Here is a 26,402-nt window from a genome sequence, read left to right as displayed (position 1 = left end):
GAGGAACACCGGAGCCAATGAGGATGAACGACTTGACCAAGAACCTCCTGCTATGGGTGGTCGTCGCCGTCGTGCTGATGGTGGTCTTCCAGAGCTTCTCGCCCAAGTCCTCCGGGGCCGGGGCGCAGGGCGCGTCGTATTCGCAGTTCCTGGACCAGGTGGACAGCGGCAACGTGCAGAAAGTCGCTTTCGGCGGCGACATGCGCGGCGGCACCAGCCAGCTGACCTACACCACCCGCGGTGGGCAGTCGTCCACCATCACCGCGCCGTTCGATCGTGACCTGATCAACGTGCTGCGTACCAAGAACGTGGAAATCGTGCAGGAGGAGCCGTCCAGCGGCATTTCCCTCGGTGCGATCCTGATGAATTTCCTGCCGGTCATCCTGATCATCGGCTTCTGGTTGTTCATCATGCGGCAGATGCAGGGCGGTGGCGGCGGTGCCAAGGGCGCGATGTCCTTCGGCAAGTCGCGCGCCAAGCTGCAGGGCGAAGACCAGATCAAGGTCACCTTCGCCGATGTCGCCGGCTGCGACGAGGCCAAGGAAGAAGTAGGCGAGCTGGTCGACTTCCTGCGCGACCCGTCCAAGTTCACCAAGCTGGGCGGCAAGATTCCGCGCGGCGTGCTGATGGTCGGCCCGCCGGGTACCGGCAAGACGCTGCTGGCCAAGGCCATCGCCGGCGAAGCGAAGGTGCCGTTCTTCTCGATCTCCGGTTCGGACTTCGTGGAAATGTTCGTCGGCGTTGGCGCCAGCCGCGTGCGTGACATGTTCGAGCAGGCCAAGAAGCACGCGCCGTGCATCATCTTCATCGACGAAATCGATGCCGTCGGCCGCCATCGCGGTGCCGGCCTGGGCGGTGGTCATGACGAGCGCGAGCAGACCCTGAACCAGCTGCTGGTCGAGATGGACGGTTTCGAAGGTGGCGAAGGCGTGATCGTGATCGCCGCGACCAACCGTCCGGACGTGCTGGATCCGGCGCTGCTGCGCCCGGGCCGTTTCGATCGCCAGGTCGTGGTCGGCCTGCCGGACGTGAAGGGCCGCGAGCACATCCTGAAGGTCCACATGCGCAAGCTGCCGCTGGCCGACGATGTCGAGCCGATGGTGATCGCGCGCGGTACCCCGGGCTTCTCCGGCGCCGACCTGGCCAATCTCTGCAACGAGGCCGCCCTGTTTGCCGCACGTGGCAACGAGAAGGAAGTCCGCATGGACCACTTCGACCGTGCCCGCGACAAGATCCTGATGGGTGCCGAGCGCCGTTCGATGGCCATGAGCGAGGAGGAGAAGACCCTCACCGCCTACCACGAAGCCGGCCACGCCATCGTTGGCCGCCTGGTGCCCGAGCACGACCCGGTCTACAAGGTCACCATCATCCCGCGCGGCCGCGCGCTGGGTGTGACCATGTACCTGCCGGAAGGCGACAAGTACTCGATGAACCGCGTGGCCATCAAGTCGCAGCTGTGCTCGCTGTACGGCGGCCGCGTGGCCGAGGAGTTGATCTTCGGTGCCGACAAGGTCACCACCGGCGCCTCCAACGACATCGAACGTGCCACCAAGATGGCCCGCAACATGGTCACCAAGTGGGGTCTTTCCGATCAGCTTGGCCCGATCGCCTATGGCGAAGAGGACGACGAAGTGTTCCTGGGCCGTTCGGTCACCCAGCACAAGAGTGTCTCCAACGACACCGCGCGCCGCATCGACGAGGAAGTGCGCAACATCCTCGACGAGGCCTACGCACGCACCACCGAGCTGATGACGGCCAACCTGGACAAGCTGCACGCGATGTCCCAGCTGCTGCTGCAGTACGAGACCATCGACGCGCCGCAGATCGACGCCATCATGGAAGGTCGCGATCCGCCGCCGCCGGCTGGCTGGAACAAGTCGAACAAGGATGGTGGCGACGACAAGGGCGGCGACGCCCGTCCGCTGCCGCCGATCGCAGGCCCGGCCGAATCGCACTGATGGCCTGCTGCAGGTGACACCAGACGAGGCCGGGGCAACCCGGCTTCGTCGTTTCCGGGCCCCCGGCCCCTCTGCTCAACTGAACTGATGCTGGAGTCTGCATGTCCGCCCCGAAGCCCGAACCGATTTCCCACACCGTCGAAATGGTCATCGCCACGGTGGTCGGCGTGGGTGTGGGCCTTGGCGCCGACAACCTGCTGCTGGGCTGTGTGGTGGGTATCGCCGTTGGCATCGTGCTGAGCATTGCCAAGACCCTGTACGTGGACCGCAAGCGCCGCCGCCGTTGAGGGGTATCGGCAGGGCTGCGCCCTGCACCTGCCGAAGCTTCAAGCAACGGCCGAAGCAACAGCAGAAGCTGGCTGTCCGTGGGATGGCGGGGCGGTGTGGGCAGGCAGGACACGCCGTAAACCCCGCTCCGCGGTCCGGCCCAGCCGCTGGCGGCTGTGCGTTCGGGCGCTTGCGAAGCAATGCTTCGCAAGCAAAGCCCCCTCACCCATGGGGGCTCGATGGCGCCATCCATGGCGCCAACGGTCCTGCCTGCCCACACCGCCCCACCTCTGACAGATTTCGGCAGCTGCTGGTAGGTGTCGACCTTGGTCGACACGGTAGATCCACGCCATGCGTGGAGACATTTCGATTCCAATTCGAAATGTTTGATTCCGATGGAGATTCATCCACGCATGGCGTGGATCTACTGCAGATCGCGGAAATCTGTCGAAGGCGGGGTGGGTCCGGTTGCGGGGGCGTGAGCCGCATGGATGCGGCGACCGAGCTTACATGGACGTACTTGCAGCGGCCCCCGCAACCGGACCCACCCCGCCATTCTTCAGTAAACCCGCTGTTGCTCCGGCTGTTGCTGTCGCTCTGGCCTCGGCGGGTGCAGGGCGCCGCCCTGCCGAACTAAACTACCCGCCGTTGTCCCTGCAGGATTGCCCATGTTCGATACCTCGCCCCAGCTCGATTGCGCCGGCCGCATCCTGCGCCTGGACCGTGCCCGGGTCATGGGCATCGTCAACGTCACCCCGGACTCGTTCTCCGACGGCGGCGCGCACGACACAACCCAAGCCGCAGTCGCGCACGGCCTGAAGCTGGTGGAGGAGGGCGCCGACCTGCTCGACATCGGTGGCGAATCGACCCGTCCGGGCGCTGCGCCGGTATCGGTCGAGGAAGAACTGCGCCGGGTGATTCCGGTGATCGAGCAGTTGGCCGCGCGCAGCGCCGTGCCGATCAGCATCGACACCTTCAAGCCGGAGGTGATGCGCGCAGCCGTGGCGGCCGGCGCCGGCATGATCAACGACATCTATGGCCTGCGCCAGGACGGCGCATTGGAAGCCGCTGCCGACGTCGGCGTGCCGGTGGTGCTGATGCACATGCGGGGTGAGCCGGGCCATATGCAGGCCGATCCGCACTACGACGATGTGGTTGCCGAGGTGCACGGTTTCCTTGTGCAGCGGCTGTTCGCTGCGGAAATGGCCGGTATCGCCAAGAAGAATCTGCTGATCGATCTCGGCTTCGGTTTCGGCAAGACCACCGCCCACAACATGACCCTGCTGGCACGCTCCGAGCGCTTCCTGGAACTGGGCGTGCCGATGTTGGCCGGCTTGTCGCGCAAGCGCAGCCTCGGCGAACTGACCGGCCGCGACGCGCCCTCCGAGCGCGTGGCTGCCTCGGTGGCCGCACACCTGATTGCGGTCCAGCGCGGTGCGCGAATCGTTCGCGTGCATGACGTGGCAGCCACCGTGGATGCGCTGAAGATCTGGCAGGCCGTCGACGCCGTGCCTACGCCGCGTGCTGATGCCACGCCATCGATCCGCTGGCCGGACGAAGACTGATGGGCATCGACCGGCGGCCGCTGGCGATCGCCGTGATGGGGCCGACTGCCAGTGGCAAGACCGCCACGGCGATCGCCCTGGCGCGGCAGCTGGACGGCGAGATCGTCAGCGTCGATTCGGCGCTGGTCTACCGCCATCTGGATATCGGTTCGGCCAAGCCCGACGCCGCCGAGCGTGCGCAGGCGCCACACCATCTGCTGGACCTGCGTGATCCGTGGCAGACCTATTCGGCGGCCGAGTTCGCCGCCGATGCCGGCCGGGTCGTGGCCGACATCGTGGCGCGTGGCAAAACGCCGATCCTGGCCGGTGGCACCGGCCTGTACTTCCGTGCGTTGCTGCAGGGCCTGTCGCCAATGCCGGAGGCCGACCCGGCAATGCGCGAGGTGCTCAGCGCCGAAGCCGCCGAGCGCGGCTGGGCGGCCCTGCATGCTGAACTGGCCGAGGTCGATCCGGCTGCGGCCGGGCGCATCCATGCCACCGACCCGCAGCGCATCCAGCGGGCGCTGGAGGTCTACCGCCTGACCGGTACCCCCATTACCGAATGGCAGCGTCGGCCGGGCGTGGCACCCTTGCCGGTGCGCACCCTCAAGCTGATCCTGGCTCCCCGTGACCGCGCGGTGCTTCACCAGCGGATCGAAGCGCGCTTCGACGCCATGCTGGCGCAGGGCTTCCTTGACGAGGTACGGGCACTGCGCGCGATGCCGGAAATGGCTGCCATGTCGGCGCCATTGGACCTGCCGGCGGTGCGCGCGGTCGGCTATCGCCAGGCCTGGGAGTACCTGGACGGGGAGGGCGATGCCGCCCGATTCCGTGACAAGGCGATCTTCGCCACCCGGCAACTGGCCAAGCGCCAGCTGACCTGGCTGCGCGGCGAGCTTGATGCGCGCTGGTTCGACCCCCATGTGGATGGAGAGCGCCTGGCCGGCGCGGTGTCGACCTTCGTCGCACGCTGACCCCCCGCCAGCCGTGTAACATCATCGGTCGGCGGGCGGCTCGGGGGCCGTGGCAACCGTCGGCAACCCAATAAGAACAATAATCAGGAGTGTGCAATGTCCAAGGGGCAATCGCTGCAGGATCCTTTCTTGAACGCACTGCGGCGCGAACGCGTGCCGGTTTCGGTGTACCTGGTCAACGGCATCAAGCTGCAGGGCACGATCGAGTCGTTCGACCAGTTCGTGGTCCTGCTGCGCAACACGGTCAGTCAGATGGTTTACAAGCACGCCATTTCCACGGTCGTTCCGGCACGCAACGTGAAGGTCGGTCCGGGCGGTGGTTATGTGCAGTCGGGTGAAGGTGGTCAGGCAGGTGATGAAGCAGACGAGTAAGACCGGAGCGGTGAATGTTTGACCGCTCGAAAAAGGGTGAACACGCCCTGTTGATCCAGCCCCATTTCGGCAAGCTGGAAGACGATGTGCTGGAAGAATTCGGTGATCTGGCCCGCTCGGCTGGGGCCAGCATCGCCGCGACCATTACCGCACGCCTGGACCGTCCCAATCCGTCGACCCTGATCGGCAGCGGCAAGCTGGACGAGATCAAGGCAGCGGCCGACGCCAGCGGTGCCGACCTGATCCTGGTCAACCATGCCTTGAGCCCAGGCCAGGAGCGCAACCTGGAACGTTTCCTGGAGCGCCGGGTGATCGACCGTACCGGCCTGATCCTGGACATCTTCGCCCAGCGTGCGCACAGCCACGAAGGCAAGCTGCAGGTCGAGCTGGCGCAGCTGCGTCACCTGGCCACGCGGCTGGTGCGCGGCTGGACCCACCTGGAGCGCCAGCGTGGCGGTTCGATCGGCCTGCGCGGCCCGGGTGAAACCCAGCTGGAAACCGACCGCCGCCTGCTGCAGAAGCGGGTCGAGCAGCTGCAGAAGCGTCTGGAAAAGGTCGAAGTGCAGCGCACCCAGATGCGTCGTGCGCGCGTGCGCAGCGAGCTGCCGCGCGTGGCCCTGGTGGGCTATACCAACGCCGGCAAGTCGACCCTGTTCAATGCCATGACCGGCGCCGAGGCCTACGCCGCCGATCAGCTGTTCGCCACACTGGACCCGACCGTGCGCCGCATCGCGGTGCCCGGTGGCAACGTGGTGCTGGCCGACACCGTCGGTTTCGTCCGCGACCTGCCGCATGACCTGGTCGCCGCGTTCCGCTCGACGCTGTCGGAGGCACGCGAGGCCGATTTCCTGCTGCACGTGGTTGACGCCGCCGATCCGCACCGCGAGGAGCGCATCGCTCAGGTGGACGAAGTACTGACCGCCGTCGGTGCCGGTGACCTGCCGCAGCTGCTGGTGTTCAACAAGATCGACCGCATCGAGGGTGCCGACGTCCGCCACGACGGCCAGGATGGCATCCCGGACGAATCGCGCCGCGAGCGGGTGTGGATTTCCGCACGCGACGGGCAGGGCCTGGAGCTGCTGCAGGCGGTGCTGGGCAAGCGCCTGGGCCTGCAGCACGTCACCGGCGAACTGCGCCTGCCACCCGATGCCGGTCGCCTGCGCGCGCGGCTGCACCAGCTGGAAGTGATCCGCAGCGAACAGGCGGATGAAGAGGGCTGGCTGCTGCAGGTTGACCTGCCGATCGCCGAAGCCGAAAAGCTGGCCGCCAGCGCCGACGGTGCACCGATCCGGTCGCTGCTCCCGGAGAAGCTGCCGGAGTGGTGAGATAGCGCCGGGCCATGCCCGGCGGCTGCCATTGCGGTGGTGCGCGACATGAGGCTGTCATCTGCGGTACAACGTGCAGGTTCTTCACCCCACCGTCATGCCGATGTCCATCCCCACCGACGCTGAACTCAATGCCCAGTCCGCCGCGCTCGGGCGGCGCCTGCAGCAGGCCTCGCTGCAGCTGGTGACCGCTGAAAGCTGCAGTGGTGGCTGGATTGCCAAGTGCATGACCGACATTGCCGGTTCCTCGGCGTTCTTCGACTGCGGCATGGTGGTCTACAGCTACGAAGCCAAGCAGCGCCTGCTCGGCGTGCGCGCGCAGACCCTGGAGCAGTTCGGTGCGGTCAGCCGCGAAACCGTGCTGGAAATGGTCTCCGGTGCGCTGGTCAATTCCGGTGCCGGCATCGCGGTGGCGGTGACCGGCATCGCCGGCCCCGGCGGTGGCAGCCCGGACAAGCCGGTGGGCAGTGTCTGGATCGGCTGGAAGCGCCGTGGCGGCTATGCCCGCGCCGAGCTGTTCCAGTTCGATGGCGACCGCGAAGCCATCCGCCGGCAAACCGTGGCGGCGGCATTGCGCGGCATCGACGCCCAGCTGTGACATGCTGCTCCGGTAATCGTCCGGAGCACGCATGATGTGGGAAACGCTGGGCACGGTCCGTGACCTGGGCCGACTGCAGGAAATTGCGGTTGTCCTGATCCGCTATGGCTTTGGTGACGTGGTGCGACGCATCGGCCTGGCCAGCACGCTGGAGCGGGCAGGGCGCCTGCTGCACTGGAACGAAGAGCGGCAGGAACTGCTGCGGATGACCGCGCCGGTGCGTGTGCGCAGTGCGATGCAGGATCTCGGTCCCACTTTCGTCAAGCTCGGGCAGGTGCTGGCGACGCGCGTTGACCTGCTGCCGCCGGAATGGATCGCTGAACTGTCCGAACTGCAGAACGCGGTGCCGGCGCTGCCGTACGCGGATATCCGCGAGCAGCTCGAAGCCGACCTTGGCGCCTCGCCGACGGAAGTGTTCGCCTTCCTCGATGAAACCCCGATGGCCGCCGCCTCGCTGGCGCAGGCCCACCGCGCGCGCCTGCATGACGGCCGCGAGGTGGTGCTGAAGGTGCGGCGCCCGGGTATCCGCGATGTGGTCGAGGCCGACCTGCGGCTGCTGGCCCGACTGGCCGAGATTGTCGAGGCGCGCCTGCCGGACCTGCGTCGTTACCGCCCGGCCGAGGTCGTGCAGCAGTTCACCGTGTCGCTGCGCCGCGAACTGGATTTCGCTGCCGAATGCCGCAATGCCGAGCGCATCGCGCGCAACTTCAACGGCCGTGACGACATCCTGATCCCCAGCGTGCACTGGCAGTGGACCTGCGAAAGCCTGAACGTCCAGGACTTCGTCGACGGCATTCCCGGGCGTGACCTGGCCGGTGTCGATGCGGCGGGCCTGGACCGGCGCGAACTGGCCCGGCGCGGCGCGGACATCGTGTTGAAGATGGTGCTCGAAGACGGCAGCTTCCATGCCGACCCGCACCCCGGCAACATCATCTACCTGCGTGACGGCCGCATCGGCGTGATCGATTTCGGCATGGTCGGCGCCTTGTCGGAAGTGCGCCGCTTCCAGGTCGCGCAGCTGCTGCACGGTCTGGTCGAGCAGGACCCGCAGGGCGTAGCCGACGTATTGCTGGACTGGGCCGGTGGCGTGGAAGTGGACGAGAACCGGCTGCAGCACGACATCAGCCAGTTCGTCGATCAGTACCGCGGCGTGCCGCTGAAGGACCTGCGCATCGGCCTGATGCTGGGTGACATCACCCAGCTGCTGCGCAGTTACAGCCTGACCCTGCCGGCCGACCTGGCGCTGATGATCAAGGCGTTCCTGACCCTGGAGGGCATGGGGCGCCAGCTGGATCCGGATTTCGACATGGCCAGTGCTGCGCGCCCGTTCCTGGAGCGGGTAGTGCTGCAGCGCTATGCGCCCAAGGCGCTGCTCAAGCGGGGCCGACGCAGCCTGCTGGGCCTGGTCGACTTCGCCGGTGAGCTGCCGCGCGACCTGCGCAAGCTGGTGCAGGCGGCGCGTCGCGGTCGTCTCCAGCTGAAGGTGGAAACCAGCGCGCTGCAGGGCTTCGGCGAACAGGTGAACCGCGCAGCGAACCGGCTGGTGATGGGCATCGTCACCGCCGCGTTGATCATCGGCTCCTCGATCGTGATGCACAGCGTCGGCGGTGTTTCCAGCCGCTGGCTGCTGGCGCTGGGGGTCTGCGGCTTCATCGGCGCCGGCTTCTGCGGCGTGTGGATCCTGTTCTCTATATGGAGAAGCGGTAAACACACATGAGTGTGTTTACCGCGGAATCGCGCAGCGATTCCTGTAGAGCCGAGCCATGCTCGGCTGCTCTTGCCCAGGTCAGCCCAGCCCAGCCCAGCCATTCGCCACATTGCCGAGCACGGCTCGGCACTGCAGATGTCGCCGTGTCGTCTTCGGCACTTGCAGTCCCGCACGTTAGTAGTAATACTACTAACCATGGACCTGACCGACACCCAGCAGGCGATCCTGCAGTTGATCGCCGAGCGTATCGAGAGCGAAGGCGCACCGCCGTCGCAAACTGAAATCGCACGCGCGTTCGGCTTCAAGGGCGTGCGCGCGGCCCAGTACCACCTGGAAGCCCTGGAGCAGGCCGGTGCGATCCGTCGCATCCCAGGCCAGGCGCGCGGCATCCGCCTGGTGCAGGCACCGCCGGTCGAGAAGCTGGCCGAGCCAGATCTGCCCGACAGCGTGCTGCGCCTGCCGGTGCTCGGCCGGGTTGCGGCCGGCCTGCCGATCGGCGCCGATATCGGCTCGGACGATTTCGTGGTGTTGGACCGGGTCTTCTTCTCGCCAGCGCCGGACTACCTGCTGAAGGTGCAGGGCGATTCGATGATCGACGAGGGCATCTTCGACGGTGACCTGATCGGCGTGCACCGCACCCGCGACGCCCATTCCGGGCAGATCGTGGTGGCCCGCATCGATGACGAGATCACCGTCAAGCTGCTGAAGATCGCCAAGGATCGTATCCGCCTGCTGCCGCGCAACCCCGACTACAAGCCGATCGAGGTGCTGCCGGACCAGGACTTCTCGATCGAAGGCCTCTATTGCGGCCTGTTGCGACCCAACCGGTGACCCGTTCCATAGCGCATTACCCCGCGGTCTTTTGTGGCGATTCTCTGGTTCCACTGAGGTTGGTACGGATGTCCGATAATTCTTTTCAGAGCGCCGGGCAGAATCTCAGCCTGTGCGATACGTCCGACTTAAAGTGAGCCCATGGCAAAGAAGACCCCCAAAGACAGCACCTCCAACGACACGACCTCTGCAAGGACCCATCCGATGGACGAGAACAAGAAGCGCGCCCTCGCTGCAGCTCTGGGCCAGATCGAGAAGCAGTTCGGCAAGGGCTCGGTGATGCGCATGGGCGACCGTGTGGTCGAGCCCGTCGAAGCCATCCCGACCGGTTCGCTGATGCTCGACATCGCACTGGGCATTGGCGGGCTGCCGAAGGGCCGTGTCGTTGAGATCTACGGGCCGGAATCCTCGGGCAAGACCACGCTGACCCTGCAGGCGATCGCCGAATGCCAGAAGCTGGGCGGCACCGCGGCCTTCATCGACGCCGAGCACGCGCTGGACCCGATCTACGCCGCCAAGCTGGGCGTGAACGTGGACGACCTGCTGCTGTCGCAGCCGGATACCGGTGAGCAGGCGCTGGAAATCGCCGACATGCTGGTCCGTTCGGGTTCGGTCGACATCCTGGTGATCGACTCGGTCGCCGCGCTGACCCCGAAGGCCGAAATCGAAGGCGAGATGGGCGACCAGCTGCCGGGCCTGCAGGCCCGCCTGATGAGCCAGGCGCTGCGCAAGCTGACCGGCAACATCAAGCGCTCCAACACCCTGGTGATCTTCATCAACCAGCTGCGCATGAAGATCGGTGTGATGATGCCGGGCCAGAGCCCGGAAACCACCACCGGTGGCAACGCGCTGAAGTTCTACGCCTCGGTCCGCCTGGACATCCGCCGCATCGGCGCGATCAAGAAGGGCGACGAGATCATCGGCAACCAGACCAAGATCAAGGTCGTCAAGAACAAGCTGGCACCGCCGTTCAAGCAGGTCATCACCGAGATCCTGTATGGCGAGGGCATCAGCCGCGAAGGCGAACTGATCGACATGGGCGTGGATGCCAAGCTGGTCGAGAAGGCCGGTGCCTGGTACAGCTACGGTGAAGAACGCATCGGCCAGGGCAAGGACAACGCCCGCGGCTACCTGCGCGACAACCCGACTGTCGCCGCCAAGCTCGAGGCCGAGCTGCGCGAGAAGTTCCAGCCGGCCGAAGCGGCCCGCGAGGAAGGCGACGACGAAGGCGACGACGAGTAAGGCTTGCTGTGGGGCAGGGCGGCGCCGTCAGTGACGTCGCCCTGTCCCGCAGGTTCGAATCGCCCAGGGATGGGCTGGGCGCCACGGATGGCGCCACCCTTGGAGTACCCATGTCCGACGCCGAAGACATTCCGACCGGCCGAAAGCGCCGGCCGCGTGAGCAGACCCCCGTGCAACGGGCGCTGGGCCTGCTGGTCCGCCGCGAGCACTCGCGCAAGGAACTCACCCGCAAGCTGACCGCCCGTGGCATCGAAGACGAGGCCGCGCAGGCCGCTGTCGCCAAGCTGACCGAGGCCGGCTGGCAGGACGACACCCGTTTCGCCGAGAACCTGGTGCGGATGCGCGCCAACACCGGCTATGGGCCGATCCATGTCCGTGCCGAACTCGGCACCCACGGCCTGGACAGTGCCGCCATTGCCGCGGCGATGGACAGCTACGAAGGCGACTGGCAGGAAAACGCCCGTGACCTGGTCCGCCGGCGCTTCGGCGAGGCCGGCCCGCAGGATCTGACGCAGCGGCGCAAGGCGGCCGATCTGCTGGCCCGACGCGGCTTCGACGGCGACAGCATCCGCCGTGCGACCCGCTACGACCCGGATGACTGAGACTGGCGGCGCCGGGCCTGATACCCTTTAGGTTTTCGGCGGTCCCTCGCGACTCTGGCCAACGCGGCTGGTGGTCCGGGCCCGCCGGCCCGCAGACTGCCAGCCCCCAATGAACGCATCCGCCAAATTCACGACTTCCCAGATCCGCAGCGACTTCCTTGAATTCTTCAAGGGCAAAGGCCACACCATCGTGCCGTCGGCGCCGCTGGTGCCGGGCAATGATCCGACCCTGCTGTTCACCAACTCCGGCATGGTGCAGTTCAAGGACGTGTTCCTTGGCGCGGAGAAGCGCAGCTACGTGCGTGCAGCCGACGTCCAGCGCTGCCTGCGCGCGGGCGGCAAGCACAACGACCTCGACCAGGTCGGCTACACCGCGCGCCATCACACCTTCTTCGAAATGCTGGGTAACTGGTCCTTCGGCGACTACTTCAAGAAGGATGCGATCGCCTGGGCCTGGGAACTGCTGACCCAGGTCTGGAAGCTGCCGGCCGAGCGCCTGCTGGTCACCGTGTACCAGACCGACGACGAAGCCTACGAACTGTGGCGCGACATGGTCGGCATTCCGGAAGCGCGCATCGTGCGCATCGGCGACAACAAGGGTGCACCGTTCGCCTCGGACAACTTCTGGCAGATGGCTGACACCGGCCCCTGTGGCCCGTGCACCGAGATCTTCTACGACCACGGCGACCATATCGCCGGTGGCCCCCCGGGTTCTCCGGATGAAGACGGTGACCGCTTCATCGAGATCTGGAACCTGGTGTTCATGCAGTTCGACCGCCAGCCCGACGGCACCCTGGTGCCGCTGCCGGCGCCGTGCGTTGATACCGGCATGGGCCTGGAGCGCCTGGCGGCGATCCTGCAGCACGTGCATACCAACTACGAGATCGACCTGTTCCAGGCGCTGATCCGCAAGGCCTCGGAGCTGACCGGCACCGCCGACCTGGAGAACAAGTCGCTGCGCGTGATCGCCGATCACATCCGCGCCTGCTCGTTCCTGATCGTCGATGGCGTGCTGCCGTCCAACGAAGGCCGTGGTTACGTGCTGCGCCGTATCATCCGCCGCGCCCTGCGCCACGGCTGGATGCTGGGCGTGCGCCAGCCGTTCTTCAGCAAGCTGGTGCCGACCCTGGTCGAGCAGATGGGCGAGGCCTATCCGGAACTGCCGGCAGCGGTGGACACCGTCACCCGTGCGCTGCAGGCCGAGGAAGAGCGTTTCGCTGAAACCCTCGATGCTGGCATGAAGATCTTCGAAGACGTCGCGGGCAAGGCCAGCAATGGCGTGATCCCGGGCGTTGACGCCTTCCGCCTGTACGACACCTATGGCTTCCCGCTCGACCTGACCCAGGACATCGCCCGCGAGCGTGACCTGACCGTCGACATCGCCGGCTTCGATGCTGCGATGGAGCAGCAGCGCGAAACCGCACGTGCGGCCGGCAAGTTCGGCGGCGGCGTGACCCTGCCGGCCGAGCTGGTGGCGACCCTCAGCCCGACCCGGTTCCTGGGCTACGACCGCCTGCAGGCCGATGGCCTGACCGTGCTGGCCGTGCTGAAGGACGGTCGTCCGGTGCAGTCGGCCGATGCCGGTGACGCCGTCATCGTGATCACTGACCAGACCCCGTTCTACGCCGAATCCGGTGGTCAGGTCGGCGACACCGGCGTGCTGACCGGCAACGGCGTGCGCCTCGCGGTGGACGATACCCAGAAGTTCGCCGGCCAGTTCCATGGCCACGTCGGCACCCTGTCCGAAGGTGGCCTGAAGGTTGGCGACGTCCTGTCCGGCCAGGTCGATGGCGAGCGCCGTGGCGCCACCATCCTCAACCACTCGGCCACCCATCTGCTGCACGCCGCCCTGCGCGAAGTGCTGGGCACCCACGTGCAGCAGAAGGGCTCGCTGGTCGCACCGGACCGCCTGCGTTTCGACTTCTCGCACTTCCAGCCGATCAGCGCGGAAGAGCTTGCCGTGATCGAGCGCAAGGTCAACCAGCAGGTGCGCGCCAACAACGCCGCCGAAGTGCACAACATGGGCATGCAGGAAGCGCTGGACTTCGGTGCGATGGCGCTGTTCGGCGAGAAGTACGGCGAGCACGTGCGCGTGCTGAAGATGGGTGACTACTCCACCGAGCTGTGCGGCGGCACCCACGTCAACCGTACCGGCGACATCGGCCTGTTCAAGATCACCTCCGAGGGTGGTGTCTCCGCCGGCGTGCGCCGCATCGAGGCCGTTACCGGCCAGGGCGCCCTGGATTACGTGGACGCCGAAGAGGCCCGCCTGGCCGAGGCCGCTGAACTGCTCGGCGGCAGCGCTACCGACGTGGTCGAGAAGATCCGTGCCCTTGGCCAGCGCCAGAAGCAGCTGGAGCGCGAACTGGATGCCGTGAAGGCCAAGGTCGCCGCAGGTGCCACGGCCGACCTGTCCGGCCAGGCCGTCGAGGTTGCCGGCGTGAAGGTGCTGGCGGCCCGCCTGGAGGGCTTCGATGCCAAGGCCCTGCGTGACGCCATGGACCGTCTCAAGCAGCAGCTGGGCGATGCGGTGATCGTGCTGGCCGGCGCCCAGGACGGCAAGGCCGCCTTGGTCGCGGGTGTGAACGGCAGCGCAATGGGCAAGGTCAAGGCCGGGGAACTGTTGTCCCATATCGCCAGTCAGATCGGGGGCAAGGGCGGCGGACGCCCGGACCTCGCCCAGGGTGGTGGCGAGGACGGGCCCGCCCTTGCCACTGCGCTGGCTGCGGTCGTCGAATGGGTCAGCCCCCGCCTGTGATGAACCTGGCCGTCCCCCTCCTTGTAGGAGCGGGACGGCTGACGGTACCATTGCGAATCTTTTCCCTTTGTCGTGGTAGCGCTTCTTGACGGAGCGTCAAGCCGGTGGGGGATACCCTTCCACACGGTTCCATGGAGACTTACAAAAATGTTGATCCTGACTCGCCGCGTCGGCGAAACCCTGATGATCGGTGACTCGGTGAGCGTCACCGTGCTTGGCGTCAAGGGTAACCAGGTGCGTATCGGCATCACCGCGCCGAAGGACGTCGCTGTGCATCGCGAAGAGATCTATCAGCGCATCCAGCGCGGTGACGAAGCCGGTGGCACCGGTAGCGAAAATTCTGCCGAATAACGCTTTACCTTCGCACTCGATTAACGTTATGATTCACGCCCCGCTGAGGTGCAACGCACCAGACGCGGAGAAAACCCCGGAGTGATGCCCGAGTGGCCGAAGGGGCTCCCCTGCTAAGGGAGTATAGGGTCAAAAGCTCTATCGAGGGTTCGAATCCCTCTCACTCCGCCAGATACAAAGAAGCGCCTGCAGATCTTCGATCTGCAGGCGTTTTTCTTTGCCTGAGGCTCGAATGGACAGGTCAGTGCCGAGCCGTGTCTGCCTGGTCCACCGTGCTCATCGCAGGCGCCGGTCGGGAGTGGCCGCGGGCACCGAAACAGGTGCGCCTGGGTGGACCGGCGGTTCAAGCTCATCGGATGGCGCTTCCCTCCACAGCAGGGCAAGCACGCAATCGTTGGCACGCTCCCTGCACATTCTCTCTGCCTTCTTCTGCGCAGCATCCGGCGTCTTCTCTGCCAGTGCAAAGCCCAGCGCAATCGTGCCTGTGGCGATGGCCGAATAGCCTTCGTTGGCCGTGCTGGCGGATTGACCACAATTGCGTGATCGCGCTGCGCAGTAGTGCAGCGACTGCTGCATCGCGGTGGTCAAGGAACGTTGGTTCATCGAGTAGCCGTAGCGACCGTCCTTGTCGTAGGTGATCGCCGATGCGGCACCGGCGCCGGATGCAATGTTCAACAGCACCCCGAGGGAAATCGCTTGTTTCCAGTTCATCACCTTCTCCATTTTCGCCGATGGTGGATCAATCGCGGCCCGGGAGGCAACCACGCAGTCCGTGACCCAGGACGCCCACAGGTGGCTCACCTGCAGGCTTGCCTTTCTCCGGCCTCTGCCTCAGAGCCTCACCGTCACCCCCACCTGGAACCCACGCCCCGGCAACGGCGCGATGTACTTCAACGGTGAGTTGTGCGGCCGTGCTTCTTCATTAAGCAGGTTGCTGCCATTGACGAACACTTCCATGCCGGCGATGTAGCTGTTGCGCACCGGCAGCTCACGACTGACCTGCAGGTCGACCAGGTTGAAGGCATCCAGCGGTACTTCCTCGCTGACGTTGCGGCCGAGGTACTTCTGCGTGTCGTAATAGGTGCTGGACAGCTGCGCCTTCCAGCCTTCGCGCTGCCACTGCAGGTTGGCACCGTAGCGGTTGGTCGGCATGTTCGGCAGGTACTCGCCGTCATTGTGGGCACGCAACGAATCGGGGTGATCGGCCTTGTTCTTCACCAGGTCGGCGAAGGCGGAGACGTTCAACGTGCCGTAGCGGCCCAGGTCCAATGCCTGCGAGGCATCGATCTCGAAGCCCTTTACCGTGGTATCGGTCTGTTTCCAGTATTTCAGCGGCAGGCGGTTGGCCATCTGCGCGCCGGAATGGCCGAGGTAAAGATAGTTCTCGTAGCGCATCCGGTAGGCGGTGCCTGACAGTTCGAAACCGCCGAGGTGGAACAGGCCGGTCAGCTCCAGATTCTTCGCGCGCTCCGGTTCGAGATTCTGGTTGCCTTCTTCCTGGGTCATCACCGAGTAGTGCGCGTTGCTGGCGTACAGCTCGTTGATTTCCGGTGCGCGCTGCGAGGATGAGTAGCGCACTTTGGCGGCGAACAACGGACCGAGCTCGACATACGAACCCAGGCTGTAGCTGTTGAGCCGGTAGGAACGATCCTGCAGTTTCGTGTTGGCAGCATTGCGCGCGGTCTTGAAGCGGCTCGGCTGCAGTTCGTGATCGACACGCTCGTGGCGCACGCCAGCGTCGAAACTGGCCCAGCCGAAGTCCAGCGTTTCCTTCAGGAACACCGCGTTGCTGCGGGAGTCCACATCAGGCAGATAGCGCAGCGAGCCACTACCTGTCACGTCACGCGACTGGTGGCTGAAACCGAGCAGGCCGCTGAGCGGTCCGATCCGCTGGTGGCTGAGCAGCAGTTCGGCCTGGGTACCCTCGAAATCGTAGTCGTTGGCCCTGGAAGCACCCAGCCGTTCGCCCGAGGTGTTGTCCAGCCTGGAGACACGCAGTTCGGCACGCTCCAGCCCCGGCAGCGGATCGCGCAGCAGTGCTTCCAGCGCGTAGCGCTCCTGCTTGATCACCACGCCCACCGGCAGCCCGTCGGCATAGTTGGAACCGAATGACAGGTTCTGCATCGAGAACCCTGGCACGCCGTATTCGCTGTCCTTGGCATCGATGCTGATGCCCACATAGCCACGATCGAAGAACAGCGTGGAGCCGAACGCCACCTGCGAGTTGCGCGCGTAGCTGTTGCCCAGCCGGCGATGGTAGTCGGGCGTCACATCGTTGTTGATCTGCTTCTGCACGTATGAGGGCGTGCCTGAGACATAGGCAGGATTGACCGGATTGATGTAGGTGCGGCGCTGCCAGACCGAAGTCGGGTTGTTGGTGTAGAACGAGAAATCACCGTCGGCCCAGTCCGGGTTCTCGGTCATGAACTGGTCGATGTACGGCTGCGAGGCCTTGTTGTAGATCTGCTGCACGCGCGCTTCCTTCTGGCAGCTGTCGGCCAGCGCAGAGTTCACACCACCGGTCGGCGGGAACAGACGCGTATTGCAGACACTGGCCTTGCTGTTGCCAGGGATGTCGTAGTGCGAGATGCGCTGCCGAGAGACCTGCAGGTTGGTCGAGACGTTGTGCTGGTTGTTGAAGTTCATGCGGAAGCCCTGCGCGTCGGCGGCATTGAAGCCCTTGCGCAGGACCAGTTCCATCGACTGGTCCCTGTCTTCCATGCTGCGCGAGATCAGGCCGGAGTCGATCTCCACGCTGCCGCCGATCGCGTTGCCACCGTAGCGCACGGTATCGGACGACTTGTTGACGGTGACGCTGCGCACGAACAGCGGGTCGAACGGAATGTTGATATCGGCGCTGATCGCGTTCATGCCAAGGATGGACTGGCCGTCCTGCAGGATCTGCACGCGGTTGCCGCTGAGGCTGCGGATGACCGGCGCGCCGGCGTTCGGGCCGAAGGCGCTGCTCTGCACGCCGGAGACGTGCTCCAGCAGGTTGCCCAGGGTGCGGTTCTGCGCCTGCGGGTTGTCGACGGTGACCCGGCTGTCGATGCGCGAGGACTGGGAGGCCTCGACCCGGAGGGTGGGAAGGGTGGGTTCGTCCGCGGCATGGGCGGACTGGACGGCGAACAGAATGGCTGCAGCAAGGAGATGACGACGCATGACACGATCCGTGAAAATGACGTGAAATGTTATAACGTAACTATTTGATGTGACAAGTTGCAGACGCGCCTGCTGCAAGCGTCTTGGCAGGATGCCCCTGTTCATCTGAATGGCTTGCCTGGCGCCTTGGCAGCGCGCACGATCCGGGTCACTGCGTAGCGCAATACTCCCGCAGCCCCTTCTTCACTCGAACGGAGCAACGTATGAAGCTGCTGTCCGCTGTGTTGTTGTCTGCGCTTTCGCTGCCGGCCGCCCCGGCGTTCGCGATGGAGGCACCGCCCTCACCGCTGCTGGGACGCTGGTCGCTGGACATTGCCACCTCGGCGCTGCCCGAGGCGCAGCGCCCGAAACAGGTGGTGCTGGAATTCAAGGATGCCGGTGGTGGACGCTGGAGTTCGCACGTGGACATCGTCCTGCACGACGGCAAGACCATGAAGTCCGATGGCACGCTGTCCCTCGACGGCACGCCGGGGCCTTTGTCCGGCACCTACGGCGCGGACAAGGCCAACCTGAAACTGCCGGCGCCGAACACGCTGGTCATGCAGCTGGTGGACCATGGCACGCCCGCGTCCACCCGCATCTATACCGTGGCCGCCGACCGCACGACGATGACTGAGACCAAAGCGTTCTACGGCCACGACGGTACGCCGATCCTGCAGACCAATCTGTTCAAGCGGGTGCCTTAGCGCTGCTGCATTCACCACGCCCGTACCTCGGGCGTGGCGAATGCAGCCGTCTTACACCGCAGCCGGATCGCGCTTGCCGGTGTCGATGCCGTACCTGTCGATGGCCTCCTGCATCCGCGAGCGCTCGATGCGGCCTTCGTCGGCCAGTGACTTCAATGCCGCCAGCACGATGAAGTGGCGATCGACTTCGAAGAACGTGCGCAGCGATTCACGCGTGTCGGAACGGCCGAAGCCATCGGTGCCCAGTGCGGTGAAGCGGCGGTCGTTGATGAAGGGACGGATCTGGTCGCCGACGATTTTCATGTAGTCGGTGGCTACCACCACCGGGCCGTCGTGGCCCTGCAGGCACTGCTGCACGTAGGGCACGTGCGGTTCTTCGGCCGGATGCAGCAGGTTCCAGCGTTCGGCGGCCAGCCCATCGCGGCGCAGTTCGGTCAGGCTGGTGGCGCTCCAGACGTCGCTGGCGATGCCGAAGTCCTGCAGCAGCAGTTCTGCCGCCGCTTCCACTTCGCGCAGGATCGAGCCGCTGCCCATCAGCTGCACGCGTGGCTGTGGGGCGGCATCGGCGGCCGCCGGATGCAGCAGGTACAGGCCCTTCAGGATGCCAGCCTCGACGCCTTCGGGCAGGGCCGGCTGCGGGTAGTTCTCGTTGAGTACGGTGATGTAGTAGTAGATGTCTTCCTGCTCGACATACATGCGGCGCAGGCCGTCGTGGATGATCACCGCCAGTTCGTAGTTGTAGGTCGGGTCGTAGGACACGCAGCTGGGAATCACCGATGACAGCACGTGGCTGTGGCCGTCATCGTGCTGCAGGCCTTCGCCCATCAGCGTGGTGCGGCCCGACGTGGCACCGAGCAGGAAGCCGCGCGTACGTGCATCGGCTGCAGCCCAGGCGAGGTCGCCAACGCGCTGCAGGCCGAACATCGAATAGAAGATATAGAACGGAATCGTGGCCAGGCCATGGTTGCTGTAGGCAGTGCCGGCGGCGATCCACGAACAGATCGCACCGGATTCATTGATGCCTTCCTGCAGGATCTGGCCGTCCTTGGCCTCCTTGTAGTAGCTCAGCTGGCCGGCATCCTGCGGGGTGTACAGCTGGCCGAGGTAGGAGTGGATGCCGATCTGGCGGAACAGGCCCTCCATGCCGAAGGTGCGCGATTCATCGGGCACGATCGGAATCACCAGCTTGCCCAGGTCCGGGTCCTTCAGCAGGCTGGTGAGGATGCGCACGAAGCCCATGGTGGTGGACTGGCCGCGATCGCCACTGCCCTGCAGCTGGGTGTTGAAGATCGACAGTGGTGGCAGCGGCAGCGGATCGACCTTGGCCAGGCGCGCTGGCAGCTGGCCACCTTGGACGCGGCGGCGTTCGGCGAAGTAGGCTGCCTCGGCGCTGCCGGGTTCGGGGCGCAGGTAGGGCATTTCTTCCAGCTGGTCGTCGCTGACCGGCAGGTTGAAGCGGTCACGGAAGGCGCGCACCGCGTCGGCGCTCATCTTCTTCAGTTGATGGTTGATGTTCTGGCCTTCACCGGCCTCGCCCATGCCGAAACCCTTGACCGTCTTGGCCAGGATCACCGTCGGCCGGCCGCTGGTGTTCGCCGCCTGCTGGTAGGCAGCGAACACCTTCTGCGGGTCGTGGCCACCACGCGCCAGCGCCCAGATATCGTCGTCGCTCATGTGCGCGACCCGCTCCAGAAGCTCGGGATAGCGGCCGAAGAAGTGTTCGCGCACGTAGGCGCCGCTCTGCGACTTGAAGGTCTGGTAGTCGCCATCCACGCATTCCATCATGCGCTGGCGCAGCAGGCCGTTGTGGTCGCGGGCCAGCAGGTCGTCCCAGCCGCTGCCCCAGATCAGCTTTATCACGTTCCAGCCAGCAGCGCGGAAGGTGCCCTCCAGTTCCTGGATCACCTTGGCGTTGCCGCGTACCGGCCCGTCCAGGCGCTGCAGGTTGCAGTTGACCACGAACACGAGGTTGTCCAGCCGCTCGCGGCCGGCCAGCGAGATCGCCGCCAGCGATTCAGGCTGGTCCATCTCGCCATCGCCGAGGAAGGCCCAGACCTTGCGTCCCTGGTGTGCTTTCAGGCCGCGGTATTCCAAGTAACGCATGTAGCGCGCCTGATAGGCCGCGGTCAGCGGGCCCAGCCCCATCGACACCGTGGGGAACTGCCAGAACTCCGGCATCAGGCGCGGGTGTGGATACGAGGACAGGCCTTCGCGGCCGGCTTCGCGGCGGAAGTTGTCCATCCGTGCCGGATCGATGCGGCCCTCCACATACGCGCGGCCGTAGATGCCCGGCGCGGAGTGGCCCTGGATGTAGATCATGTCGCCGTCGAAGGTGTCGGTGCGGCCACGAAAGAAGTGATCGAAGCCGACGTCGTACAGCACCGCCGCCGACTGGTAGGTGGCGATGTGGCCACCGACGTTGGAGTGCTTGCCGGCGCGCAGCACCATCACCATCGCGTTCCAGCGGATCATCGCGTTCAGGCGGCGTTCGATGGCCAGGTCGCCCGGGTAGGCCGGCTGGCGCTCGGGCGGGATGGTGTTGACGTAGGCGGTCCAGACACGGGTATGCAGGTCGCCGTGCTGCTGGGCGTCCAGATCGCTCAGCTGGTCGATCAGATAGTGCGCGCGCGGCCGGCCGCCCGCCTGCATCACCGCCTCCAGCGATTCACGCCACTCCTGGGTTTCCAGTGGATCGGTATCGAAGGGAATGAGGGCTTGGTTCATGGCTGTCTCCAGAGGGCGCCGGTCGGACGTCTGCCTGGGCGACAACACCGGCAGGGCGCACAGCACTGGAGCGGGGTCGCAACGGCAGGGCCGTGACGCGAAGAGCGGCCGTGGCGGCCACCGAGGAGACAAGCGTAGGCCGGCCCCCCCGGCTTCGATAGGCGGGCCTGGCTTGGGTCTCTGGCAAGCAAGGGTTGGCGCCGCGCGCCGTATCATGGGCCGATGCGCTGGGCGCGGGCGCTGATCAGGCCGGGGACAGCCCAGGCAGGAACACCGGGATGACCGCCACGCCGATGCCGAGCAGGCACCAGGCGACGATGGGCAGCCAGCGCGCCAGGCGTTGGGCGGGTTCCGGTGTGCGACGGCCGCCGATCCACAGCAGCAGCGTGAGCACGCCCAGTGCATAGGCGAGGGCGACGATCACCGGATGCACGTGGATGACCCGGCTGGGCGGCCACATCTGCTGCTGGTAGGCGGTGGTGTGGGCGACCAGCAGCAGGAACAGCAGGCTGCTGAGGGTGTTGATGGCGGTGCGTGCGTTCATTGCGGGGCACTCCTTGTGCCGGCTGCCGGGACATTGCAGGGGCGGCATTCTAGCGGCTGCCTGCCGGTCGTTGAAACGCCACTGTCATCGATGGCGGTCACCCTGCGGGGCTTTCCAGCCTCGGGATGGTTGGTCGGCCGTGAACAGCGTGAGGATCTGGGAGAAGAGCTACGCGCTGCGGCGACGACTGCTGCGTGGCTTCTTCCTGCGTCGCGGTTCGGCCAGCGAGGATGCCGAAGACCTGGCACAGGAGGTCTACCTTCGCCTGTTGCGCAGCACCGGCGAAGATGCCGATGCGGTCGAGAACCCGGAAGCCTACCTGTTCACCGTGGCGGCCAACCTGGCGCGCGAGCATGCGCGTGCGCGGTCGTCGCTGCCGCCGCTGGAAGATGTCGATCTGTTGGCCGAAGTGCTGAAAAGCGAAGAAGACATCGAGGGTGAATTCGAGCGTGCGCAGCGCTGGAGTGATATCCGCAGCACCATTGCACGACTGCCGGCGACCACGCGGTGGGTGATGGAGCTGCACTACCGCGATGGGCTGGATTGCCCGGGAATCAGCCAGCAGCTGCAGGTGTCGGTGCACATGGTGCGCAAGCACATAGGCAAGGGGCTGGAGGCTTGCAGGAAGGCGCTGGGCGCCAGGGACCACACATGAACCGGAACTCATCGCCCGTGGTCGACGACACGATCGCCTGTGAGGCCATGGACTGGTTCCTGCGCAATCGCGACGGAACACTGGGCGAGGCCGAGCGGGTTGCGTTCCTGGACTGGATGAAGCGCTCGCCGGAGCACGTGCGCGCCTATATGCACGCCCTCGCGCTGCACCGGCAGGTCGGTGAGGCGCTGCAATCGCCGTTGCCTGAAGAGGCGCCGGTGCCACCGCGGCAGGTCGCTGCCAAGGTGGTGCCGCTGTTCGGTAGCGTGCACGCGCCGCCGCGCGCTGTGCCGCGTCGCGGTCGTGCGCGCTGGTGGATGGCGGCTGCCGCAGCCTGTATCGCCCTGCTCGGCGTGGGCCTGGTTCCGCAGGTGATGCCCACCGAGCAGCTTTACAGTGCCGGACAGGGTGAGCTTCGCGACGTGGTGCTGCCCGACCAGACCCAGGTGCGGCTCAACGCGGACAGCCGCCTGCGGGTACGCATGGGCTGGTTCAGCCGCAAGGTGGAGCTGCTGCAGGGCGAGGCCACGTTCGATATCGCCCGTGACCGACGGTCGTTCGAGGTGCAGGTGAACGGATTGCAGATCCGCGATATCGGCACGGTGTTCGATGTCTCGCGACGGTTGCAGAGCACACGCATCGGCGTGGTTTCCGGCGAGGTGGAGATCTGGAGCCAGCGTGCGGACGCCCGGCGTCTTGCGCAACTGGGCGAGGGCCGGGTGGTGCAGGTCGATGCGCGCAGCCATTCGGTGGAGTCACTGGACGTACCGTTGTCGATGCTGCTGGACTGGCAGCAGCGCAAAGTGTCCTTCCTTGATGAACGGCTGGACGAGGTGGCCGCTGCCTTCAACCGGCACAACCAGGTACAGGTGCGCGTGCTGGACGAAGGCGCGGCATCGGCACGGTTGTCGGGCAGTCTCGATGCGCATCGCATCGGTGCGCTGCAGGCCTTCCTCGAACGCGACCCGCGTTTCGTGGTGAGGCGTGAAGGCGACACCGTGCGGGTCGGCAGTCGCTGAGGCCGACGTGGCCGTTGACTGTCAGAAAAAATTCATCGAATCCGCATTCTCCACTTCGGTGGATGCGGGCTCTTACTTGGGAGAAGCCGCTGCCGAGCCACGCAGCGGCGCCTGCTGCCTTCTCTCTTCCAAGGACCCGTGATGCGCAACACGCTCTACCTGTCGATCATCCTCGCCCTGTCTCCCTGCAGCGTACCGCTGGCGGTCGCGGCCACTGCCGATGGCCTTGAGGCCCGTGTTTCGGCGCCGATCGCGGCGCAGCCGTTGGCACGCGCACTGGAGCAGTTGTCGCGCAGTTCCGGGGTGCAGTTCCTGTACTCGGCCGGCGGTGATGCCCGCATGGCCGGTGCGGTGCCGCGCGGTGCCACCGTCAAGCAGGCGCTGGATGCACTGCTGGCCGGTACCGGCCTGGGTTACACCGTGGTCGATGGCAATGTCATCGCAATCGATCCGGCACCCGTAAGCAACGCGCCGAAGCCGGCCGCGCCGAAGCCGCGCGAGGCAGAGGCGGTGGTGGCGCCGACCCTGGACACCGTCAAGGTGATTGCCGCGCACGAGGTGATCGACCAGAAGAAGTCGTCGCCGGTGATCAAGGATTCGGTGGTCTACGACGAGATGGACAGCTACGGCGACGAGACCCTGGCCGAGAGCCTGATGGCCGCTCCAGGCCTGAGTGCGGTGGAGGATGCCGGCGAGCCACGTTACGTGACCGTGCGCGGCGTACAGGCCAACCTCAACTACACCACCATCGATGGCATCGCGATTGCCAGCGTGGGAGGCAGTGGCTCCGGCGAGCGGATGAACAACCTGCAGCTGATTCCCAGCGACATCGGTACCCGTACGGACATCTACAAGAGCTTCAGTGCGGAGCAGGCACCGGATGCGATCGGCGGCGTGATCGACATCATCAGCCGCAGTGCTTTCGACCGATCCGGCAAGTACGTGTTTGCCGATGTGGCGGGCATCTATTCCACCGCTGAGACCAACGTCGAGCGCAGCGCTGGTGGCAACCACGAGGCGATGGGTCACTTCGGCAAGAGCGCCAAGATGGTGTTCTCCAATCAGTTCGGCGCCGACCAGGAGTTCGGCATCGTTGCGGTGGCACGCTACGAGCAGCGTTCACGCAACAGCGACAAGCGCTGGGTGGAGTCGAACTACTACTACAACGACGCTGGCAGATACCTCACCGACGGTACCACCGGTCCGGACGAGGCCAAGGGCTGGAACGGGCTGCGTGCGCCTGGCAACTTCAGCACCGGCACCTATACCAACTTCATCACCAACTTCGGTGGCTCCGCCAAGCTTGAGTGGAAGCCGTCGGATGACCCGTTCTACGCATCGCTGCTGCTGTACTCGTACCGGTTCTACGAGAACTCGACGATGAACAAGACCGATCTGTACGGCAATGCCAGGTTTCCGATCCGCAACCAGACCGAGGACAGCGGCACCACCCAGATCAACAGCATCTACATCAAGAACCGTCACGACCGCTGGGACCGCAGCAACCGTGGTGCCATCGCCAGTTTCAACTGGGACATGGGCGACCGTTCACGGCTGACCCTGCGTGGCGGCCATACCGAAGAGACCTTCCACAACAGCCAGGTCTACTGGGGTGTGCGCGCCTACCCAAGCAATCTGTTCGTCGACTACGAGAACGACAGCCACGGGTTCCCGAACGCGGTGGCGGTTTCCGATTCCAGCCTGCTGACCAGCTCGGCGTTCAAGCTCAATCCCGCGCAGGCCTATGTCTCCCCGCGCGATGCCAAGGAGAGCATCGACAACCTGCGCGCCGATTTCAGCTACAACATCGACGCCGATGCCCGTGGCTTCGGCCTGGCCACCGGCGCCGAATACCGCCATCTGAAGATCTGGCAGGACATCGACTTCGACTACTTCAAGAGCAGTGCCACGCTCAACGATTACCTGTATCCGGGTTCGACGCTGCTGGGAAGCGTGCCGGGCTTCCCGCTGATCGACAACCGCAAGTGGAACGAGGAACTGCTGCCCAAGCTGGGCAACAACAATGCGGCGTATCCGAATGCCAACTTCACCAGCGACTACAGGTACGTGGAGGACATCACCAATGCCTATGTATCCGCGCACTACGCCTGGGATCGGCTGCTGCTGATCGGCGGCCTGCGCTATGACCACACCCGCTTCGATGCCTACAGCCCGTTCAGCGATGATGGCGGCACTACCTATACCTCCGCCTTCCGCAATACGAGCGGTGGCTACAACAACCTGCTGCCTTCGTTGAATGCGACGTTCAAGCTGAGCGAGGACCAGCGCTTGCGATTCTCCGCCAGTCGCACGCTGGGCCGGCCGACGCCGAGCAACATCGCGCAGGCCACCAGCACCAGCTGTGGCGATGACGAGGAGGGCAGGGGCTTCTGCAGCATCAAGCAGGGCAACGCCAACCTGCAGCCGCGCCGTTCCACCAACATCGACCTGGCGTGGGACCTGTACTTCAACGGCAACAATGGCCTGGTCTCGGTGGCGCTGTTCGACAAGGTGATCAAGGACGATATCTACACCTTGACCACGTTCGAGAACGTGGGGGATACCCGCTACCGGGTCACCCAGCCGATGAACACCGACGAGTCGAAGCTGCGTGGCGTCGAGTTCGCGGTGGCCAACCGCAACCTGCAGTGGGGCCGCCAGCGCTTCGACATGTACTTCAATGCAACCCGTCTGGAAGGCCAGACCAACTACCGCATCAGCGATGGCACCGAGCGCCGCTTGGACCGGCTGCTGTACCAGCCGGACTGGTCGCTCAATGGCTCGGTGATCTGGCGCATGCCATGGAAGAGCGCGCAGCTGCGCCTGTCCGGCACCTACCGCAGCCGGATGCTGGTCGACTTCGGTGACACCCAATGGCTGGATTCGTACTACGACCCATACATGACCTTCAACATGGCCTTCAGCCACAAGGTCAGCAAGCACGTGACACTGAAGTACGAGGCCAAGAACCTGTTCAACACCCAGCCGACCTACAGCACCGGTCCGAACGGACGCTTCCGAACCGAGATCGACGACTACGGCCGCTTCTTCTACTTCCACATCATCTACAACTGAGGGCACA

The 26,402-nt window shown here is 65.4% G+C and carries 21 protein-coding genes and 1 tRNA gene; 18 read left to right on the top strand and 4 right to left on the bottom strand.

What is annotated here, in order from left to right:
* The first annotated feature begins 23 nt into the window (after positions 1-23).
* The 14 genes from ftsH to AASM09_RS14410 all read left to right on the top strand — a co-directional run bounded on the left by ftsH (position 24) and on the right by AASM09_RS14410 (position 14,701).
* Positions 24-1,958 (top strand): ATP-dependent zinc metalloprotease FtsH, encoded by a 1,935-nt coding sequence (gene ftsH / locus AASM09_RS14475; protein ID WP_049427664.1) that lies wholly within the window; start codon positions 24-26, stop codon positions 1,956-1,958.
* Between the two features lie 101 nt (positions 1,959-2,059).
* Positions 2,060-2,245, top strand: a complete 186-nt coding sequence (locus tag AASM09_RS14470; RefSeq protein WP_008265807.1) for a hypothetical protein — start codon at positions 2,060-2,062, stop codon at positions 2,243-2,245.
* Positions 2,246-2,893: 648 nt separating this feature from the next.
* Positions 2,894-3,790, top strand: coding sequence for a dihydropteroate synthase (folP, locus tag AASM09_RS14465; protein WP_049428125.1), 897 nt, complete (start codon positions 2,894-2,896; stop codon positions 3,788-3,790).
* On the top strand, positions 3,790-4,743 hold the full coding sequence (miaA, locus tag AASM09_RS14460; RefSeq protein ID WP_049428127.1) for a tRNA (adenosine(37)-N6)-dimethylallyltransferase MiaA: 954 nt from the start codon (positions 3,790-3,792) through the stop codon (positions 4,741-4,743). The genes folP and miaA overlap by 1 nt, the downstream gene beginning before the upstream one ends.
* A gap of 96 nt (positions 4,744-4,839) precedes the next feature.
* Positions 4,840-5,115: an RNA chaperone Hfq gene (gene hfq / locus AASM09_RS14455; RefSeq protein ID WP_004152891.1), complete on the top strand. Its 276-nt coding sequence runs from the start codon at positions 4,840-4,842 to the stop codon at positions 5,113-5,115.
* 14 nt (positions 5,116-5,129) lie between these two features.
* Positions 5,130-6,440 (top strand): ribosome rescue GTPase HflX, encoded by a 1,311-nt coding sequence (hflX, locus tag AASM09_RS14450; RefSeq protein WP_049428128.1) that lies wholly within the window; start codon positions 5,130-5,132, stop codon positions 6,438-6,440.
* Positions 6,441-6,543: 103 nt separating this feature from the next.
* Positions 6,544-7,038, top strand: a complete 495-nt coding sequence (locus AASM09_RS14445) for a CinA family protein (protein WP_049428177.1) — start codon at positions 6,544-6,546, stop codon at positions 7,036-7,038.
* Positions 7,039-7,072: 34 nt separating this feature from the next.
* On the top strand, positions 7,073-8,755 hold the full coding sequence (gene ubiB / locus AASM09_RS14440) for a 2-polyprenylphenol 6-hydroxylase (RefSeq protein ID WP_049428179.1): 1,683 nt from the start codon (positions 7,073-7,075) through the stop codon (positions 8,753-8,755).
* A gap of 186 nt (positions 8,756-8,941) precedes the next feature.
* On the top strand, positions 8,942-9,577 hold the full coding sequence (gene lexA / locus AASM09_RS14435; protein ID WP_049428130.1) for a transcriptional repressor LexA: 636 nt from the start codon (positions 8,942-8,944) through the stop codon (positions 9,575-9,577).
* Positions 9,578-9,781: 204 nt separating this feature from the next.
* On the top strand, positions 9,782-10,819 hold the full coding sequence (gene recA / locus AASM09_RS14430; protein WP_049428133.1) for a recombinase RecA: 1,038 nt from the start codon (positions 9,782-9,784) through the stop codon (positions 10,817-10,819).
* A gap of 110 nt (positions 10,820-10,929) precedes the next feature.
* The gene (gene recX, locus AASM09_RS14425) at positions 10,930-11,421 is read left to right on the top strand and encodes a recombination regulator RecX (RefSeq protein ID WP_005409024.1); all 492 of its coding nucleotides are present in this window, start codon (positions 10,930-10,932) and stop codon (positions 11,419-11,421) included.
* Positions 11,422-11,530: 109 nt separating this feature from the next.
* A complete protein-coding gene (gene alaS / locus AASM09_RS14420; protein ID WP_049428135.1) occupies positions 11,531-14,179 on the top strand; it encodes an alanine--tRNA ligase in 2,649 nt (882 codons plus the stop codon).
* 147 nt (positions 14,180-14,326) lie between these two features.
* The gene (csrA, locus tag AASM09_RS14415; protein ID WP_004152909.1) at positions 14,327-14,530 is read left to right on the top strand and encodes a carbon storage regulator CsrA; all 204 of its coding nucleotides are present in this window, start codon (positions 14,327-14,329) and stop codon (positions 14,528-14,530) included.
* A gap of 78 nt (positions 14,531-14,608) precedes the next feature.
* A tRNA-Ser gene (locus AASM09_RS14410) sits at positions 14,609-14,701 on the top strand.
* Positions 14,702-14,806: 105 nt separating this feature from the next.
* Here AASM09_RS14410 and AASM09_RS14405 read toward each other — a convergent pair.
* Positions 14,807-15,241 carry a DUF4189 domain-containing protein gene (locus tag AASM09_RS14405; RefSeq protein ID WP_049428182.1) on the bottom strand — a complete coding sequence of 145 codons (435 nt, stop codon included), beginning with the start codon at positions 15,239-15,241 and terminating at the stop codon, positions 14,807-14,809.
* Positions 15,242-15,361: 120 nt separating this feature from the next.
* Positions 15,362-17,692: a TonB-dependent receptor domain-containing protein gene (locus AASM09_RS14400; protein ID WP_049428137.1), complete on the bottom strand. Its 2,331-nt coding sequence runs from the start codon at positions 17,690-17,692 to the stop codon at positions 15,362-15,364.
* A 203-nt stretch (positions 17,693-17,895) separates the two neighbouring features.
* On the opposite strand from AASM09_RS14400, the gene AASM09_RS14395 reads away from it, so the two are divergent.
* Complete coding sequence (locus tag AASM09_RS14395) at positions 17,896-18,378, top strand: hypothetical protein (protein WP_049428141.1); 483 nt, start codon at positions 17,896-17,898, stop codon at positions 18,376-18,378.
* A 51-nt stretch (positions 18,379-18,429) separates the two neighbouring features.
* Here the strand turns inward: AASM09_RS14395 and aceE are convergent, their stop codons facing one another.
* Together aceE and AASM09_RS14385 are read right to left on the bottom strand one after the other, a co-directional pair.
* Positions 18,430-21,102, bottom strand: coding sequence for a pyruvate dehydrogenase (acetyl-transferring), homodimeric type (aceE, locus tag AASM09_RS14390; RefSeq protein ID WP_049428143.1), 2,673 nt, complete (start codon positions 21,100-21,102; stop codon positions 18,430-18,432).
* 244 nt (positions 21,103-21,346) lie between these two features.
* Complete coding sequence (locus AASM09_RS14385; protein WP_049428145.1) at positions 21,347-21,646, bottom strand: hypothetical protein; 300 nt, start codon at positions 21,644-21,646, stop codon at positions 21,347-21,349.
* Positions 21,647-21,785: 139 nt separating this feature from the next.
* On the opposite strand from AASM09_RS14385, the gene AASM09_RS14380 reads away from it, so the two are divergent.
* The 3 genes from AASM09_RS14380 (at position 21,786) to AASM09_RS14370 (ending at position 26,395) form a co-directional block, all read left to right on the top strand.
* Positions 21,786-22,301, top strand: a complete 516-nt coding sequence (locus AASM09_RS14380) for an RNA polymerase sigma factor (protein WP_049428148.1) — start codon at positions 21,786-21,788, stop codon at positions 22,299-22,301.
* Entirely contained in the window at positions 22,298-23,320 is a 1,023-nt protein-coding gene (locus tag AASM09_RS14375; RefSeq protein ID WP_049428151.1) for a FecR family protein, read from the top strand. Before AASM09_RS14380 ends, AASM09_RS14375 begins: the two co-directional genes overlap by 4 nt.
* A gap of 141 nt (positions 23,321-23,461) precedes the next feature.
* Complete coding sequence (locus AASM09_RS14370) at positions 23,462-26,395, top strand: TonB-dependent receptor (RefSeq protein ID WP_343368477.1); 2,934 nt, start codon at positions 23,462-23,464, stop codon at positions 26,393-26,395.
* The last annotated feature ends 7 nt before the right edge of the window (positions 26,396-26,402 follow it).

It is taken from the genome of Stenotrophomonas maltophilia, assembly GCF_039555535.1.
GTDB lineage: Bacteria > Pseudomonadota > Gammaproteobacteria > Xanthomonadales > Xanthomonadaceae > Stenotrophomonas > Stenotrophomonas maltophilia_Q.
The sequence above is the reverse complement of the archived record's forward strand: the minus strand, read 5'-3'. Positions and strand labels throughout refer to the sequence as shown.